Here is a 16,249-nt window from a genome sequence, read left to right as displayed (position 1 = left end):
ACGCATGCTGACTCGGTCTGATGGTGAAGTGCCGATCGTGGAATCTGTAAAAAGGGCGCTGCTTAGAACGTTTTTGTGAGGACATCTGCGATGCGGATCTTGCGGCGGTTGTTGCTTGGCTTTGTTCTGCTCGTCGTCGTTGCGAGTCTGGCGGGAGTTGGGCTCTATCTCGCCACGAAATCCGTGCCGGAATTCTACACGGTAGCCTTGAAATTTGATGCTGTATCGGCCGATCAAGCTGGAGACGAACTCGAGCAACAGGTGCTCGAACTTCACAATGAATTGGAACAGGGGAAGACATGGGAGTTGGTCGTGACTGCGGAACAGGTAAACGGTTGGCTCGCGACTGATTTGGAAGAAAAGTTTCCCGACTTGTTACCGCCCGAAGTGTGTCAACCTCGCGTGAACTTCCTGGATGGTGAAACCCACATTGCTTGCCAACTGAAAACACCGCAAGTCGACACTGTGTTGTCGATGGCATTGGAACCCTATCTCACAAAAGAACCCAATGAAGTGGCGATTCGAGTGGCGTATGTGCGGGCTGGGAGCGTGCCGGTTCCACTAAAGGGACTCTTGGACAAGGTCTCTGCCGCCGCGATCGAGGCTCACTTGCCGCTGCAATGGTCTCAGTCGAAAGGTGACCCGGTTGCACTACTTCGTGTTCCCACTGATCGTCCGGAACTTGAGTCGGGTATCGTGATTGAACGAATACGTGTGGAAGACGGAAAGTTCTACATTTCAGGCAAGGCCGACGAATCAGTTGACGTGTCGCAATATCGTGATCACGCTCTCAAATTCGGATCGTTGGCCACTCAAGTTGAAGCGATCATGAACCGCCAGCCATGATCGGCTGACAGTTGCTCTAGAATCGCCTCGCCCTGAATGCGCTTTCCTCGCAGTCGAATGGTGACTCTTGTTTCGTTTTTCTCCAGCCAATCGAAATCACCGTGATCCCATTGGGTAACCTCTCCACGGTTATTAGAAACGGGACCTTCATAGTCGAGATATTCCGTTCGATGAGGAGGCAAAGAGAGTGCCTCCACCCAACAGCCAACGTCTGGAATCTGGCAGATTGCCCAAGTTTGTAGCGTTGCTCCGTCTTCTAACATCAAATCCCAGTGAGAGTCACGAGGCGCATCGTAAGCATTCGGCAATTCATGCCGTAATAGGACAAAGCGGGGCATTTACGGTTTTCCTGCTCGAACAAGTTCTTCGCGAAAATCGCAACACCGGTCTTTACCTTGCCAAATCAAAGTTGGAACGACATTTACTTTTAGGGTAAGCAGCATGCGGCAGCGTCTAACTCTATTTTTGTTTTAACTGTGATTGAAATGCAGGAGCGAGATCGGCGGACAGCCTCGTCACGCACTTGGAACGATGCTTAGTAGTTAGCTCACGATACGTGCGGAAGGTGGCTCAGCATTCGCACGGAAAATGTTTTCAGAGTGTCAATAATGAAACCTAGGCAGGCGAGCAAGGTAGGTTTTGATGACTGTTTGAACATCGTTTGACATTGGAAGCGTCGACTAAAAAGCATAATTCCATTACGAAACTATAGCAGTTGGCCGGCACCACAACAGACCGCTCGATCGCAAACTGAATGATTTGGATCGAGTCATGGGAAATCTGATGCGGAACTTCGTTTTCTTTGTTTCTGTCCTGATCCTCGTTTTTTCCACTGCTTTATTTGCTCAGGATGAACTCCTATCGAGTCAGCCCGAGGAAGCTGGAGAATTCTGCAGGAGTCCAGAGAGGTCTTCCGCGAATATCGTCATCTCCGGGAGGAAGCAGGAGCGAAAGCCGCATGATCTTTTCTGGAAATTGACCCGTTGGAATACCAGCTCAATCAATGGGCGACCAAATCATTGATCCAGATTCTAATAATGAGCGAGAAAAAGCCGGTGTGTAACTGCGAGCGACGGTCAACCAGATTGTTGATCTTCAGCCGCAGATTGAGAAAGCCGAAATCGCAAAATCGACGCGGGGGTAATTTTCGTTGATCAACAGGCCGCGGCCGTGTTAGGACGCGAGACTCTGTTGCCCTTGCTGGAACTCTCGCGACGCGATTTCGTGGAGTTCCCAGAGGGGGCGGATGCCGCGAAATGGGGAGCCACGTATCGATCTTCGATCGGATGTTTCGCCGCGGAACGCGTGGTGTCTCCGATAAATTGGGGCTTGATCAAGTACTTTCAGATGCTCGCCTAACTTATGCGACGCCTGAGGCCAGCTGACACTTGCAATCTTGATGAGTATCTCGAGGCAGTGCAGAGTGTCGGAAAATGGATCGAATTTGCTCAAAACAGGAAGCGCGCGAAACAGAACCGTTCATTCATCAAGCGGTTGGTTCGCCCACTGGCGGGCATCCCGGTTGATCACCAGGGATATATGCGTTTGATGATCGATTGTCATTCGGAGCCGATAGCTTGAATTCGACCGGGAAACGAGTTTGTCCCGTTTGCATTTATTCACGTTACAACGACTCGAACTGAAAACGCCCCGTTTTGGTGATGTGACCGAATCGCTTGAAGAGATGATGACTCACAGCTTATCCGAGAAGTCATTGAACTGCCACTGACCGCGCTTCTTGCACAACGGGCTGCAGCATCCGCAGGCTGCTAAGCTCCGTACGAGTCGAAATGTTGCCCGATTGCTCAACGGTTGCGATCACTTCAAACTGGACCGTTTCTCCGACACGGAGGGTTTTCAGGGGAGCCATAACGATGGTTCGCCAGTCAGCGCTGTGGGTTTCCGCTGTGACCGGACCAGAGTAGTTCTTCAATCGCAATTGAGGTGGTAGCTTCACCGTGAGAATAACGTTGCTATCAGGTGATTGGCTGTTGTTGCGAACCACAATCAGGTATTCGATCTGGCCGCCTACCTTGAATTGTTCTCCTCGATCGTCGATGGAAACCTGGAGACCGCCATTCGAAATGTTACCTGCGGGGCCGGTTGGAGGCGTGGCGGGTTGAGCGTTGGCGGGCGGCGCGACGCCTGGCAGTGGATTCGGATTACCTCCAACTGGCTGGCCGGAAATAAGCAAGCAAGCTTCGTCGGTGATTTCGATGCCGTCCGCAGCGCGGACCGTGACGCGACTGCAGGAACGTTGGGAATCAAATAACACCTGGCAGGTGGTTTGGAACGTCTTCTGTTCGCCCGGTTCCAATCGTGATAAGTACCAGATTACTTGGTTTTGGCTCGAGTTCACTGCCTGGGGATTTGTCGCGGTGGGGCGTAGCTCGGGGTCGAATTGATCCACGATTTGAATGTTTGTGACTGGACTTTGTCCGGTGTTTTGCACGGTAATCAGGAAGTTGACCTGCTGCCCAACGATGGCCTGTGCAGGTCCCGTTTTTTTCAAGGTCAAAGCACCCGGTTGAACCTGTGGTGGCAGTTCAGCCGTGATGCAGGCGCTCGTCCGAGCTGGCTTGGTACCGGATGCAGTCGCTTCGAGTGTGTGGCAGTGCCGACCGGGTGAAATCACTTGGAAGTTCAGGCCGATTTGATGCGATTGACCAGGGTCCAGAGGCTCAAGGGGGCGTTCGATCGGGCTTGTCCCTTCACTATGTCGTAGGCCCGGGTCGAAGCGATCACTCAACACAACGTCGGTCAATCGTTGATTGCCCCGATTGGTGATCGTGACCTGGTATTGGACGTTCTGTCCCACTTCGAGCGGAATCTCGGGGTTAGGCCCTACCATTTCGATGAAGAGAGAATCAGCGGTCACGATTGTCGTGACGCAGCTTTCGACCGAGGTTCCACCGGCAGGTTGTGCAGACGCACAGTGGCGAATGACTCCCGCTTGAGTTGCTCGATAGGTGACTTCGATCGTACGACTTTCACCTGGTGGCATTTGGCCCAGACTCCAGTCGAGGCGACTTCCAAAAGTCGATGCCGCAGGGAGGCTGGAAACAAGATCGACACCCGGTGGGACCATTACGCGAACCAACGCGCTGTCGGCAAGCATTGTTCCTGTGTTCGTGACGTTGACTCGATAGACGGCCGTGTCATTCACTTCCATTGACTCAGGGCCTGTCATTTGCACTTCCAGCATCGCGGTACTCCATGAGACGTCTACGATGCCTTCTCCCACTACGAGCCGATCTGGAGTTCCGCTTCCCATGCCGGCCGGTCGAATGATTGTTGCCTTCACTTTTGCAGCGCCACCTCGCAAGGAAGCAGGGCTGACGCGCACGGGAGCTGTGCCCATGTCATTCGTTCGTACTTCGACCATGGTTGCACCGCCGTCGAAAACGGCTGCGCCCTCAACGATCTCGTAACGCACAATCCAACCTGCCACCGGACTTGCCGTCAATTTGCGGTTGATCCGCGTTGTCAAAGTAATCGGTTCGACAGAACGTGAAGCCACCGAAACGGGTAACGTCCATTGTCCGTCAATCCAATGGACAACGGCCATTTCCTGGCGTTGTTCCCAACCGTCGATGGCAGGGGCGACGAGCGTGACGTAAGTCTCGCCTTCGGTGGCCGATGTCACCCCGATCCAAGTTTGGCCTTGTAGAACGAAAATATCGTCACTTGGTTTCGCCGTGCCGCGAGTCAGCACTTGAACGCGTTTCGAAGTTCTCGCTAGGGCGTAGTTGTTCGACAGCAACTTAGCTCGCGGCCCTGCTGCCAGCGATGCCAGATGCCCGCGACGGCGTTTCCAGCCAACGGCCGGTTTACCCGGATCAATGAATTGGCCGACGCTGCCTTGCGTTAGTCCCCATTCCATTGCTTCATGGGTGCGGTAGTAGCCGTCTTTACCACAAACACCACCAATGAGAACCACCTCGGTTCCTACCGTTGCAATGTGTCGACGAGGTGAAAGCGTGACATTGGATTTGTTGTCGGTCTCACCATCTCGTTTTGGATAACTGTCGTAGATTTCGTGCTTGCTGGTTTCGCAGCCTCCCGGCACGAGGATCCGCGGCAAGGTTGGCCCATTTTCGGAAACCAGAGTGACGGCAGGCGACTTTGGAGCTGTATTCGGAATGATTGGCGGCAGGACGCAATCCGAGGTCGGGGGTTGTTTGAAGACGGGCCCATCAGGACACAATTCGCGACTTGGACGAATGTAATCGGACGAATGATTGCGATTGAGCGTCGTGTAGTTCGGGGCGGGCAGTAAGATTCGTTCGCCAGAGGGATCAATCGCCGGAAGCCTGATCGACGCGCATCCGTTTGCAAGCATGCAGACGCATGCCAACAACAAGATTCGCGTCTGTTGGTTCCGACACCACACGAGATTGTCTCCTTACGTTTTTACGGTGGCATCCAAGCAACTTGGCATGCCTCGGTTGGGCCATGAAAAACGTACCTTGTCAGGATGGGTAAGGTGGTCTTTTTGCAACGCCAAATGTTGAAAAAATCAAACAACTGGGCCGTCCGTATGGGACATATCGATTGAGTCAGGCAACTTCTCTGCCAGACGGTGGCGGTTAAGGTGCCAGAGGGGAATCGGCGATCACGTGGGCTAAGTTAGTGTGTCTTGGTTAAATACTGGCAACGAGTAGAGGGTATCGATTGAAAGCGATGGTTGGTTTGCGTAATCTAGGTTGTCTTTGCGGCCGTTGCCGTTTAAGATGCTTGTCATCGAATTTCAAGCCCGGTCGGAATGCATTCGGCGGGATGGAACCAACTGAACCCGATTCATGATTGTGGGTGGTTTTGAATTGGGGTTTCAGGTTCAGCGAAGGAGTTTCTAGATGCGTTCGCTTGGGATCTTCGTTTTGTTGCTGGTCTCTCTTTCGATCAGCCCTTCGCAGGCAGTACGGGCTGACTCGTCTGTCGACAGAGTGAGAGAGGCGACCGACACGATGAACCAATGGCTTGGTGTCGGTGACAACGCCGACGCCTGGCGGCGTTTCTTGCACGTTGACGAATTAACCCAATTGCTCGACCAGGGTGACAAGGCGAAGCCGGCAAAAATCATGTCGGTGTTGAGTCGTTTTCGCCAGCCGGTGTCAGGCATCGATTCACCCGCCTTTGTAGCTGTGAGGAACGCAGTTCGAGAGTGGTTAAATGCTACCACGACAGATCAGGCGATTGCTGACTGGGTGGGAGATTATTCAACTCAGTTCGCACCCATCTCAGAGCAGCGTGTCGAAGCGGCTCGCTTAGGAGCTAACAAGGCTGCTGGAGAGCTGCAAAAAATGTTGTCCCATGGGACATCAGCTAATGCCCAGGCGTGGCAAGACTTTCTGTTGTGGGATTCGATGCAAGGTCAGCTTCAAAGCGACACGTCACCCAACGCGGAATCGCTTGGAAGTGTGGTCGCGAAACTGTATAGCGGCCAACCTGGTCTTGAATTACGAGAGTTTGTCAAGTTGCGTGATACCCTGCTTGAGTATCGACGATTGTTGATGGCCAAGTCTGATCCGGCGATTCAGAAGCGATTTGCCGACCAATTGCAAGCCCTATCGGCTGAGCTTGCGGACCCGCGACTTTCGCCTTCCCAAATTGCGACCCGATTAGTTTGGCTTGAACAGCTAGGGCAAACTCCGGAGATTGTTTCAGAAGTTCGCAATCGATATGGAAAAGCGAATTTCTATTTCTCCGCCTCGGCGAAAACGGTAGCCAAGGGATTGGCGGAAAAGATCGATCAGAATACCTCGTTGAACGAGAGGATTCTCGGTACGCGTATCCGCGGGGTTGCACATACGGTTGGCAATTTGTCGGCTCAGCTTATTCCTTACAAGAACAAAGCAGCCATCGAAGTGGTGCTGACGGGCGTTTCGGACTCCGATACGGTGGGGCGGCGGAAACCGGTAAGAATTTACAGCCTCGGCAAAACCCAAATTTTGGGACGTAAGCTGCTGATGGTCGATGCCGAAGGAGTCGTTGGCGAGCCCGCTACGGTCAGTTGCTCGACGGATTCACAGATTTATAGCATTCGGGCTGATCGTGACTTCGGTTCGAAACTGATCGAGAAGATTGCATGGAAACAGGCGCGGAAGCAACAAGGTCAAGCGGAACGAATCTCCTCGGGGCTGGCCGAACGTCGTGTCGCTGGCATGATGGATGAGCAAGCGGCTGATTTGATTGCGAAGAGTAATCAACGATTGAATACTGATTTGCGACAGCCCTTGCGACGACGAAACATTTATCCCCGCTGGGTGCGACTTTGGACAACGAAGAATCGGCTAAATCTGCGTGCTCTACAAGGGCAACAGGTCCAGTTGTCGGCTAGCAACGTCCCACCTCAAACGCCTGAGCACAGTGTTGTCGTTCAGGTTCACGAATCACTGTTTCTGAATTCGGCCGTCAATGCGGTTGGTGGATTCTTAATGACCGACGAACGGGCTCAAGATTTAGTGAAAGAGGTGACTGGGGAGGTTCCCGACGAGTTGCTCATCAACGAAGATGATGACCCATGGTCGATCACTTTTGACCGTCTGCAACCGATGAAAATTACGTTCGACGACGGAAGAGTCACAATTGCGATCCGTGGCCGCCGGTTTACTCGTGGCGATCAAGTTGTGCGAAAGAATATGCAGGTGGCAGCAACTTACAAACTCACGTCGGAAAATGGCAAAGCGCGGCTCGTTCGAGATGGTGACATTAATGTCACCTATCCAGGCAAAGAGGGCCAGCGGTTGAGTTTACTGGAGTTGCGAAATAAGACGTTTATGACGAAGAAGTTCGAGGGTTTATTCAAATCGCAAATCGATGGAGAGGGACTGAAACTGCCCGAACGTTTGCGAGAACTCGAAGATTTGAAGCTCGATTACGTCTCCTCTGCCGATGGATGGCTCACTCTGGGCTGGAATTAGTCGGCGTTCCGAAGTAACGTTGTGAGTAGACGAGTGCATCTGTCGCGCGCTCGCAGGTTCGTTTCTCGCGAGGTCAGCCGCCATGAACCAATGGGTGGAAATTTCCTTCGACTGTTTGCCGCTACGTACGATTTCTCGGTTCGATGTTCCGATGGACGCGTCGCCCAAGTATCGGGCATTCTGCGATCGCATTAAAGCAGCGATTGAGCAGCATGGGTCGCACAATAGTTATTACCTGCATAATGCACGATGCGTCTATCACCTACTTAATGATGATCAACGAGGTGCGATCGAGTTTCAATTCGAAGGCACCGTGCTCACGGATCGGGATGATTGCCATTCCAGAAATTGTGATCTGCAAGTCGAACTGTTGGGTGAGACGTGCGATTGGTTGACGGAGTCGGTCGTGCGATGGTTCTGCGACACGGTTTCCCGGTCGGTTGCTGTGGAGTTCGATAGGTATATCAAAGCCGGCGACTTACAACTTGCCAAAGAACGAATTGATCGTATTCAGCAGGAAAGCGATGATGCGGGTGGATTCGTCGGCATGTATCTTTAGTCCAATCATCGCCTGGGGTTGATAAGAGATATGACCGCTTGGTCATCGTTTGCGGGTCGGTGCCTCAATTTTCAAAGCGGATGATCGGGCAAGCAGCCAGCCCATTGCGAAGAAAAACTCTCGGAATCTCGGTGAGATGTTCGAGTATTCGACCGGCTCTTGCACGATTCCGGACGATTTCAAGGCGTTCAAACTTTGTCTCGCCAGGTCGGTGTTCAGGATGCGGTCAGTCGCTGAGAAAGTGGAAGCTTCAAATCGCGTCCGGTTCAGGAGCAATTGGTTGAGCTTCTTCAGTAGCTTTCGTGATTTTCCATAAGCGTAACCCGCCCCATCTCGGACCAAATCACTCGCTCGATTTGACGCTGTTGTGCCATCAGTCGTGTAGACTTGAGCCGCAGCTGGACTTTCTTGCGAAATGTAATGGCGATGTAGCCGATTGTAAAAGCGTAGACTACGGGCCGCAGAAAAACCAATTTGGACAGCACGCGTCTCGCAGAGAGGAGAATGGGAAGCGATCGTAGGCGCTTGACAGGAGGTGATTAGGCGACCGTTCCAAGTTTGCACACGCTCGTTGAAATACACGTTGTCGTAAGTCTGGGTATTAAGCGGAAGGCTGTATTCTTGCAGGCGTTGTTGTCGATACTTTCTTGCCGAAAGAAAGTGCTCGAAAAACTCCTCGGTCAGTACGTTTGGCGACAATAATTCAAATTCTAGCCGCAGCCGGTGTAGGCGATTTAGCCTTGACTTCTTGCTGGCATAAAAAGGAAAGTCTTGAGCCCAAAAGAAATCTTTGTAGAGCTCGCCCCCACTGCCTTTGAACGACAAATCGATTCCTCGATTCTGGCGTTCGTCCGTAAGCTGGCACAAGCGGTGAAAGGTGCTTAGATAGCCGCACATACCATCCAAACGGCCCATTAAATCAGGTAAGTCGGCTTCAAGTTGATCTGTTTTCCAGGTGGTGAAGACGAACTTGCAGCCTAAAGCCTCAGCAACTTGCTGGCCGAGCACGCAGTCTGGATGGTCGGATTCGCCGGATAAAGCGGCTTCGAATGAAACCTGGTGATGGTTCATCAAGCAAGCGACGAGTCGTGAATCGAATCCTCCAGTGAGATCGATACTCGGATTGCATTGTTTCGCCGCCTCGGCAACGGGTTCCATCGCATCAAAAAGATTCGCATAGACGGGCGGATCGTTGATCTCGGGGACTGTTCGCTTAATGACCGACACGCCCTCTCGATTGACTTTAAGAATTTCTCGTTGGGAAATTTTCGTGATGCCGTCTGAGAGAGTCTTCCCAAAATAGACGTTGCCCATCTGGAGAAACTCGACGACTGATTCCGAGTTCAGGGAGTGTTCGTCCTGCGAGGTATCGTCCAGCAGATGGAGGAACGATTTTGCCACCGCATGGCGATTGCGGTAAGCAGAATAGAGGCCGTTTTCGTCGACAAACGCATGGCCATGTTGTTTCTGCTTATCCCAAATCGCAACAAAAAAAGAACCTCCGAGAGTGCCGCAAAGGTCAATCAGATTGTCGCCTTGCCTGAGTCGATCGATGAATCGACGAATTGCGATCTGATGGGGTTTGCCGTCAGCGTCGTAAAGGAAACCATCCCAAGCAATGGTATAATCTGACTCCTCCACTGAGTTTGCATTGCTGTAATCAATGCCCTGGCCGTTAAGTGAGATGTGAGCAGACGGTTGCATGGGATAAACTTTGTATTCGGGTTGAGCGTCACAAATAGATGTCGGGAATAAGCTTACCGAAATGAAGTGCTCAACCGATAATAGTTGGCGGTGGTGCACTTCACAATACTGAGATCATCGACCGAACGCACGGCAAAGATTGAGGCATCTATTCAGCCTTCCGCATTGAAGGGCCTCAGGATTGATGTCTTCGGCATCGCCCACGGAAAGATGCTTGGCGATTCGCTTGCTGCCACCTTTGGCTTGACCTGTCGATAGAAAATGTTCAGCGTATGCCTGCAAACCGGCAAACTAAGACCTCGTTAGGTGATCGGGCATCTCATGCTGCCGTGTTGATGACCGGGCAAGCGATTTACGTCAAAGCGGCTGCGCTGGTTCTACAGTTGATCCTGGCCAAACTTCTGCTCCGAGATGAATTTGGACTCTATGGACTCGCTCTCACGGTCTACAGTTTCGCCGCAATGTTTCACCAAGCCGGTGTGCTGGAGGTGTTAGTTGCTCGCCAACGTTCCTTCAATACCTGGGCCAGTGTTGGGTTTTGGCTCTCGACGACGATCGGAATTTTGGCATTTTTGTTCACCCTGCTTTTGGCGCCGGTGGCCGCTCGTTTCTATCGTACTGATGATCCGGCGACACTTGTTCGGCTGATTGGCACGTTGGCGATTGTATTTCCGATAAGTGCAGCCGGCGCTGTCAATCGGGCAAAACTCCAAGTTCAAATGCGTTTTCGCGAACTGGCAATTATCGGTATGCTGGTCGCAACATTAGATTTTGTTTTGAAAGTTTCATTTGCATCGATGGGGTTTGGGGCCTTCAGTTTTGCCTACGGAGCCATTATTACATCGATCGGGCACCTTATTCTCTGCTGGTGTTTTGCGCCGATAAAAATTCGATTTCGACCACAGGTCCGCAGGTGGAAATATTTGTTGAACGATGGTGTGATGGTCGTGGGCTCGTTGGTTTTCATGTGGGTCATTGAGGAGGGCGATTATGTTGTGTTGGGGCGTTTTGCGAGTTTGACGGTGGTAGGCGTCTATTTCTTTGCCTATCGGATGTCAAGACATGTGATGTCTCTGCTGACCTTTCAGATGGCTCGGGTGCTATTTCCTGCATTGAGTCAGTTGTCCTTAGAGTCTGGCAAACAGTTCAAGGCATTCGTCCGCGCCGCCCGACTCATCGCGGCAGTCTGCTTCCCAATTTGTCTCCTAATGGCAAGCGTTGCAGATCCCATTGTGAAGGTGTGCTTTGAGCCGAAGTGGTACGAAGCAATACCACTTATGCAGATCATGTGTTTGGGAATGACAATCCGGACAATGAGTTGGCCGGTAGCGAGCTTATTCAAAGCTCAGGGACGGTTTCGCACACATATGATTCTTTCTGCATTCTCCATTTGCCTGTTCTTTCCTTTGACAATCCTGGGGACGTGGTTAGGCTCGGCCTTTGGTTTGTCGATTGCTGTTGCCGTATTCTATACCTTGTCGACGACTCTTGAGTTTTTCGTAGTCATGCGCCCCGACGGTCATGTGCTGTCACGCTTTGCGTCAGTCATTGTGCTGCCCATGTTAGTTTCCATCGTGGCGGTGGCGATCGCCACTGCAATCGGCTACTTGGCCCTGCCTGTGTTGACGACCCATTCAACGATTCAACACCTGGTTCAAATTGCAGTCATTACCATCGTCAGTCTCGTTGTCTACCTTCCCTTGATCCGTTGGCTGGCGGCCGATGTGTGGCAAGATGCTTTGCTGAGAGCCAAGAGACTCCTACCTGCTTAGTTGGGAAGCTGATGCGTCCGTTTGTGAACTGGCGGCCAATCGTGTTGCAACGATCTGCCGAGTCGGCTTGAAGAGGATCACTCATTTGATGGCGAAGAGGGATCGCTGCGCTTGATGCGATGATACTGGTCAATCGCCGGATTGTCGATTCTTTCCTTGTGTCCGTCGATCCATGTCACTTCGATTGCCTGTACGTTATCTCGTTTTCCGATGCCGAAGTGAGCCGTGGGAGCGTGTTGCGCGTGAATGGAGTCGCCTGCGACAATTACGTCGGACGTCGAATAGTCATCGCAAAAAAGTGTAACGCGGCAACCGATGGGACTGTGCCCTGCAACTTTGTCTGACAGATGAACGCCAATCCAGTGGTTTTCAGTATCTAGTCCGTTGCGATAGATGTGAAGACGTTGGCCGTTGTTCCATTTGTCCTCCACAACAAGCAAGTCGACTCGTCCATCGCCGTCGATATCATCACTGATTGCCGCTCGACCGTCGAACTCGTGTCCAAGGCCGAGCAGAAAGGCGATGTTTTCGAACGCTTGGCCATCGTTGTTCATCAACAACGCATTTTTTTGGTAGCCGTCCCAAGATTCCGAACGATCAAAATAGCCGGACAAAACTTCTTGAAATAGTTCCTGAGTTGCTTTGTTGGGTTTTGAGTCTCCTTCGTAGATGTCGTGGCACCAAAAATGAGTGCAATGATCTTTCGTTGATTTTCCGCTGCTGTGGCCGTTGGCAACGTAGATGTCTGGATCAGCGTCATTATCAAAATCAAAGGCAGTTGAACCCCAAGACCAGCCTGTTCTCGCCGCTTGATCTCGGAAAGTCGGTTCCGTGAATCGGTTTCCATTCGCGAGATACATGCGGTTCCCATAGCCCATGCGTGAACGCATTAAATGAATCTCCGGACGATCGCGTCGGCCAAGTTTCATGTGCTCGAGACGGCGTGCTGTGGTCGAGGCCATACCTGTGACGAAGATGTCCGTCTGACCGTCTAAATCGAAGTCGGCAAAAGATACTGACATCCCAAATAAGTGGCGCTCGTCAAAAGTGTCATCCGTGACGTCACGGAAATAGCCCCGGCCATCATTCTCGTAGTAATCAACGCCGGCAAAGTCACTGACCACCAAGAGATCCAAGTCGCCATCCGTATCGAGGTCGATCAATGAGCCTCCGTAGCTTCTGCGGAAACGTTTTTCGGCCAAGCCCGATTCTTCGGTGGCTGGACTGAAGCGACCCTGTCCATCGTTAAGTAGTAAAAAAGCAGGGAATCCATCATTGGCATCGTAATACGGTGTGGGCATTTGTCCGCCGATATAAGCGATCTTATATTGACCGATCCAAAGGTCGAGATCCCCGTCCAGATCAACGTCACCCACGGTCATCGCTTGCGGTTGGACCAACGGACCGCCTTGCCGAGCTTTTCCGATAGGCGGGCTTGTGAAGCGTCCGCTCTGCTGCCCCTCGTAAAGCAGTAGATCACCTCGGACTCCCGGAAGCACCAAGTCAGGTAATCCATCGCCGGTCATTTCCGCAACGATTCCCGTTTCGAAGACTCGTTCTCGATGAAGGCAGAGGCGTTCTCGTTGGAAAGAACCGTCCCCCTGATTTATGAGTAATTCGTTGCTGCCGACAAGCAGGATCTCTGATAGACCGTCCCCGTTCAAATCATGTGCCAGGACCGGTTGAACACCGGAACGCGTATCGGGTCGAGTATGGTCGACGGTAAGAATCTTGCTGAATCCGCCAGGGCCTGTGCGAGACAGTCGCTCGAGTCTGGTTGCGTCGATCGACGCTGCGATGGGAATCGATTGGCTGTCAGATCGGGGTTGCCAGTCGACGATAAGATTGCCACGAATAACGCACCGTTCCTGTTTTATCGCGTTTGTCGCATATAGAGCCATGAATATGGTGGATTTGGCCTTACCGTCTTCGTCGATATCGAATGCCGCGTGGTGCCATTCGGATTGGATGAGGCGATAGCCATCATCGCGTGCTTTGCCGACCAGGATCTTCCAGTCAGTCGGAAGGATTTGACTTGCGTTGGCATCCAAAGGTGAAATTGAGATTCCGTGGTCGAGTCTTCGTGCTTCACCTGCATGACCAAGCGTGATTGTCTCGAACTGGAGATGCTGTAACACAAACAGTTCATCGCCGTCTGGTAAGCGACTCTGGTCCAGTAAAGCATCCCAAAGATTCACTAGCGCCATTTCATATTGCTGCGCGATGACCTCTTTGTTCCAGACGGTTTCGTCAAGTTGATTCCGTTGGGATGCCAACACATTTTTGTTGACTTCTGCTGTCTTTGTGACTTTTGGTGAGAGTGACGCAGCTGCTTCGTCTTTTGAACCAGCAGTCGTTTGCTTGGCAGGCTGTGAGCTGCCCGTTGGTGCGGATTTCCGATCACACGAGGTCAAACTGAAGACCGATCCAACCAACAGAGACAAGACTGTAACGCGATGGAACATGGAGATACGCTAATGACAGGAAATACTGCGAGGGACTTACGTTTCGAGTACAGTTCAGTCTAACATGCGAAGACTCAGTTTTCACGAATGTGACTCGGACCTCTCCTCGATGGAAGTTCAGAGGCTATTGAGGAATTGCGTCAACTCTTGCCATTGTTCCGCGTCAAGCTCAACCGGTTCGCCATAAGGGTGGATCTGGAGAGCCTCTCGATAGGATTTTGCTCGGCGATGGTGGAGTAAACGTGGTCTTTGACTGACTCCAAGCAAGGAGGGAGGATTGAAGTCTCGGTTTCCAGCCGAATCCTCAAGTCCGACGTCATAAACCTGGGGCGACGTGTAGTGATTTGTCGCGTGGCAATCGACACATCCAAGTGACTCGAAAACTTGCCGACCTCGAGCGATCGTAACGTGATTGAGTTCGCGGCGAGCGGAAGCGATAGATGGGGCTGCCGGCAGCGTGCGAACATAAGCCGTGAGGGCGGCGGTTTGAGCTGGGGTTGGCGCTTCACCTCGCATTGTTGTTTCAATCGATTTGCGAATCTGATCCTCGAGCGATTTCACTTTACCATTCCAGGCCCAGGGTGCCGTATGCGAGGTGCCTCGCAGTGTCATTACCCGTTTGGGGGAGCCTTGATAGTTGTCGCCAAAGGTGTCACTTAGCTGGCCATTCGAATGTCCATCCGTGTGGCAACTGTGGCAACTAAACCAGCCGTCACTGGAAAGCGTCGAGTCAAAGAACAGAATCTCGCCCTGCTCAATGAGGCTTAAGTCACGTTTGGGACCCAGGCTTATTCGACTGATCTCTCGACGTCGAGTGACATCGACGATGGAGAGTGAGTCGTCAAATCGATTCGCCACATACAGCAGACGCTGGTCTTGGTCGAGAATGAATGCACCAGGTCTGCGACCAACCGGGATGCGTCGATAAGTATTCGCACCAACATCGCTGATTCCCACTTGGTTGATTCCCGCAAATGCAATGATTTGACGTTGGTCCTTGGTGATGCAAATCCCGGTAGGGTCGCCTGTGGCGTCGTCAGGATGTCCCAGATAATAAAGATCCGCGGCCGTCGTCTCTTCTGCGGCCTGTGAACGAAACCAGTTCAGGTCGACGCTTCGCACCACATTCGACATCACGTCTCCCCAGTGAACATTCGAACCGGTAGTCGCCTGTTCGTGATTCAGCATCAAGTGTGGCACGCGGGCCGTGGTTTCATCTACCAAGGCAAGACCGCTGAGATTGTGCGACGCGTTTAGCTCTCGATGGCGGACGACGGTGCCTGTTTTGAAGTTCACGATCGCCAAATGGCCACCAAAAGCGCCTGCAACGAGCACCTCACGATCGTTCAGATGCTTTTGGATTCGAGGCGCAAAGGGCAGGTTGATGGTCCGGATGATCTGAGGATTGGTCGGAATTCGAAAGTCAATCACTGTGAGACGTTGTGACCAAAGTGAGGCGACAGTCGCGGTGGTCCCGCGCGGATTAAAAGCGAGCGTGACCGGTGTGTGCGAGATTGCAATGCGACCGGACTCGCTCCAGCTGCCTGCTTGATGAGAAACTATCACCAAGGCGTGACGCGACTCGTCGAGGACCGCGATCGTCTGGTCATTTATCGCGTGGAGATCAGCGATCCGATCTGCGACAACTATTTCGTCCACGACTTTCTGGTCGGCCAGGTTCACAATCGAAATGCTGCCGAGCTGATTCCCAATTGCCAGCTGATTCGCATCGACCCAGCTAAGTGAGATAGGTCGTCTCAATTGGGGCTTGGGATCGAATTCGATCCCAAACAACGGCGTTGTCAGCAGGTAAGTCGTGATCAGCGAAGCAAAATACTTCATGAAGAAAAACTCGTGCAGTGGAGGGTTGTGTAGAGCTGGTTTCGGCGAGTCAGCTGCCTGCGGGACAGGCGACTCAATCCGCTTAAACGAGTCGGTTTGAAATAGGCGGTTTGTCAATCGGAGCAGGCTCACGACGAC

9 protein-coding genes are annotated in these 16,249 nt (G+C 52.2%); 4 read left to right on the top strand and 5 right to left on the bottom strand.

All coding sequences use genetic code 11. The annotated features are described in order from the left end of the window. Nucleotides 1-90: 90 nt before the first annotated feature. Nucleotides 91-846: a hypothetical protein gene (locus P8N76_21765; protein ID MDG2384312.1), complete on the top strand. Its 756-nt coding sequence runs from the start codon at nt 91-93 to the stop codon at nt 844-846. On the opposite strand, the gene P8N76_21760 is transcribed toward P8N76_21765, so the two are convergent. After that, nucleotides 813-1,184, bottom strand: coding sequence for a DNA polymerase ligase N-terminal domain-containing protein (locus P8N76_21760; protein MDG2384311.1), 372 nt, complete (start codon nt 1,182-1,184; stop codon nt 813-815). The genes P8N76_21765 and P8N76_21760 overlap by 34 nt on opposite strands. A gap of 1,373 nt (nt 1,185-2,557) precedes the next feature. Then, nucleotides 2,558-5,239 carry a hypothetical protein gene (locus tag P8N76_21755; GenBank protein MDG2384310.1) on the bottom strand — a complete coding sequence of 894 codons (2,682 nt, stop codon included), beginning with the start codon at nt 5,237-5,239 and terminating at the stop codon, nt 2,558-2,560. 463 nt (nt 5,240-5,702) lie between these two features. Here P8N76_21755 and P8N76_21750 point away from each other — a divergent pair, with 463 nt between their 5' ends. After that, nucleotides 5,703-7,769 (top strand): hypothetical protein, encoded by a 2,067-nt coding sequence (locus P8N76_21750; GenBank protein MDG2384309.1) that lies wholly within the window; start codon nt 5,703-5,705, stop codon nt 7,767-7,769. An 82-nt stretch (nt 7,770-7,851) separates the two neighbouring features. Next, nucleotides 7,852-8,328: a hypothetical protein gene (locus tag P8N76_21745; protein MDG2384308.1), complete on the top strand. Its 477-nt coding sequence runs from the start codon at nt 7,852-7,854 to the stop codon at nt 8,326-8,328. Between the two features lie 42 nt (nt 8,329-8,370). Here the strand turns inward: P8N76_21745 and P8N76_21740 are convergent, their stop codons facing one another. Beyond that, complete coding sequence (locus P8N76_21740) at nt 8,371-10,032, bottom strand: asparagine synthase-related protein (protein MDG2384307.1); 1,662 nt, start codon at nt 10,030-10,032, stop codon at nt 8,371-8,373. 272 nt (nt 10,033-10,304) lie between these two features. On the opposite strand from P8N76_21740, the gene P8N76_21735 reads away from it, so the two are divergent. Then, entirely contained in the window at nt 10,305-11,804 is a 1,500-nt protein-coding gene (locus tag P8N76_21735) for an oligosaccharide flippase family protein (GenBank protein MDG2384306.1), read from the top strand. A gap of 77 nt (nt 11,805-11,881) precedes the next feature. On the opposite strand, the gene P8N76_21730 is transcribed toward P8N76_21735, so the two are convergent. Together P8N76_21730 and P8N76_21725 are read right to left on the bottom strand one after the other, a co-directional pair. Beyond that, complete coding sequence (locus P8N76_21730; GenBank protein ID MDG2384305.1) at nt 11,882-14,269, bottom strand: CRTAC1 family protein; 2,388 nt, start codon at nt 14,267-14,269, stop codon at nt 11,882-11,884. 117 nt (nt 14,270-14,386) lie between these two features. Beyond that, nucleotides 14,387-16,111 (bottom strand): cytochrome c peroxidase, encoded by a 1,725-nt coding sequence (locus tag P8N76_21725; GenBank protein ID MDG2384304.1) that lies wholly within the window; start codon nt 16,109-16,111, stop codon nt 14,387-14,389. Nucleotides 16,112-16,249 lie beyond the last annotated feature (138 nt).

Source organism: Pirellulaceae bacterium (genome assembly GCA_029243025.1).
GTDB lineage: Bacteria > Planctomycetota > Planctomycetia > Pirellulales > Pirellulaceae.
The sequence above is the reverse complement of the archived record's forward strand: the minus strand, read 5'-3'. Positions and strand labels throughout refer to the sequence as shown.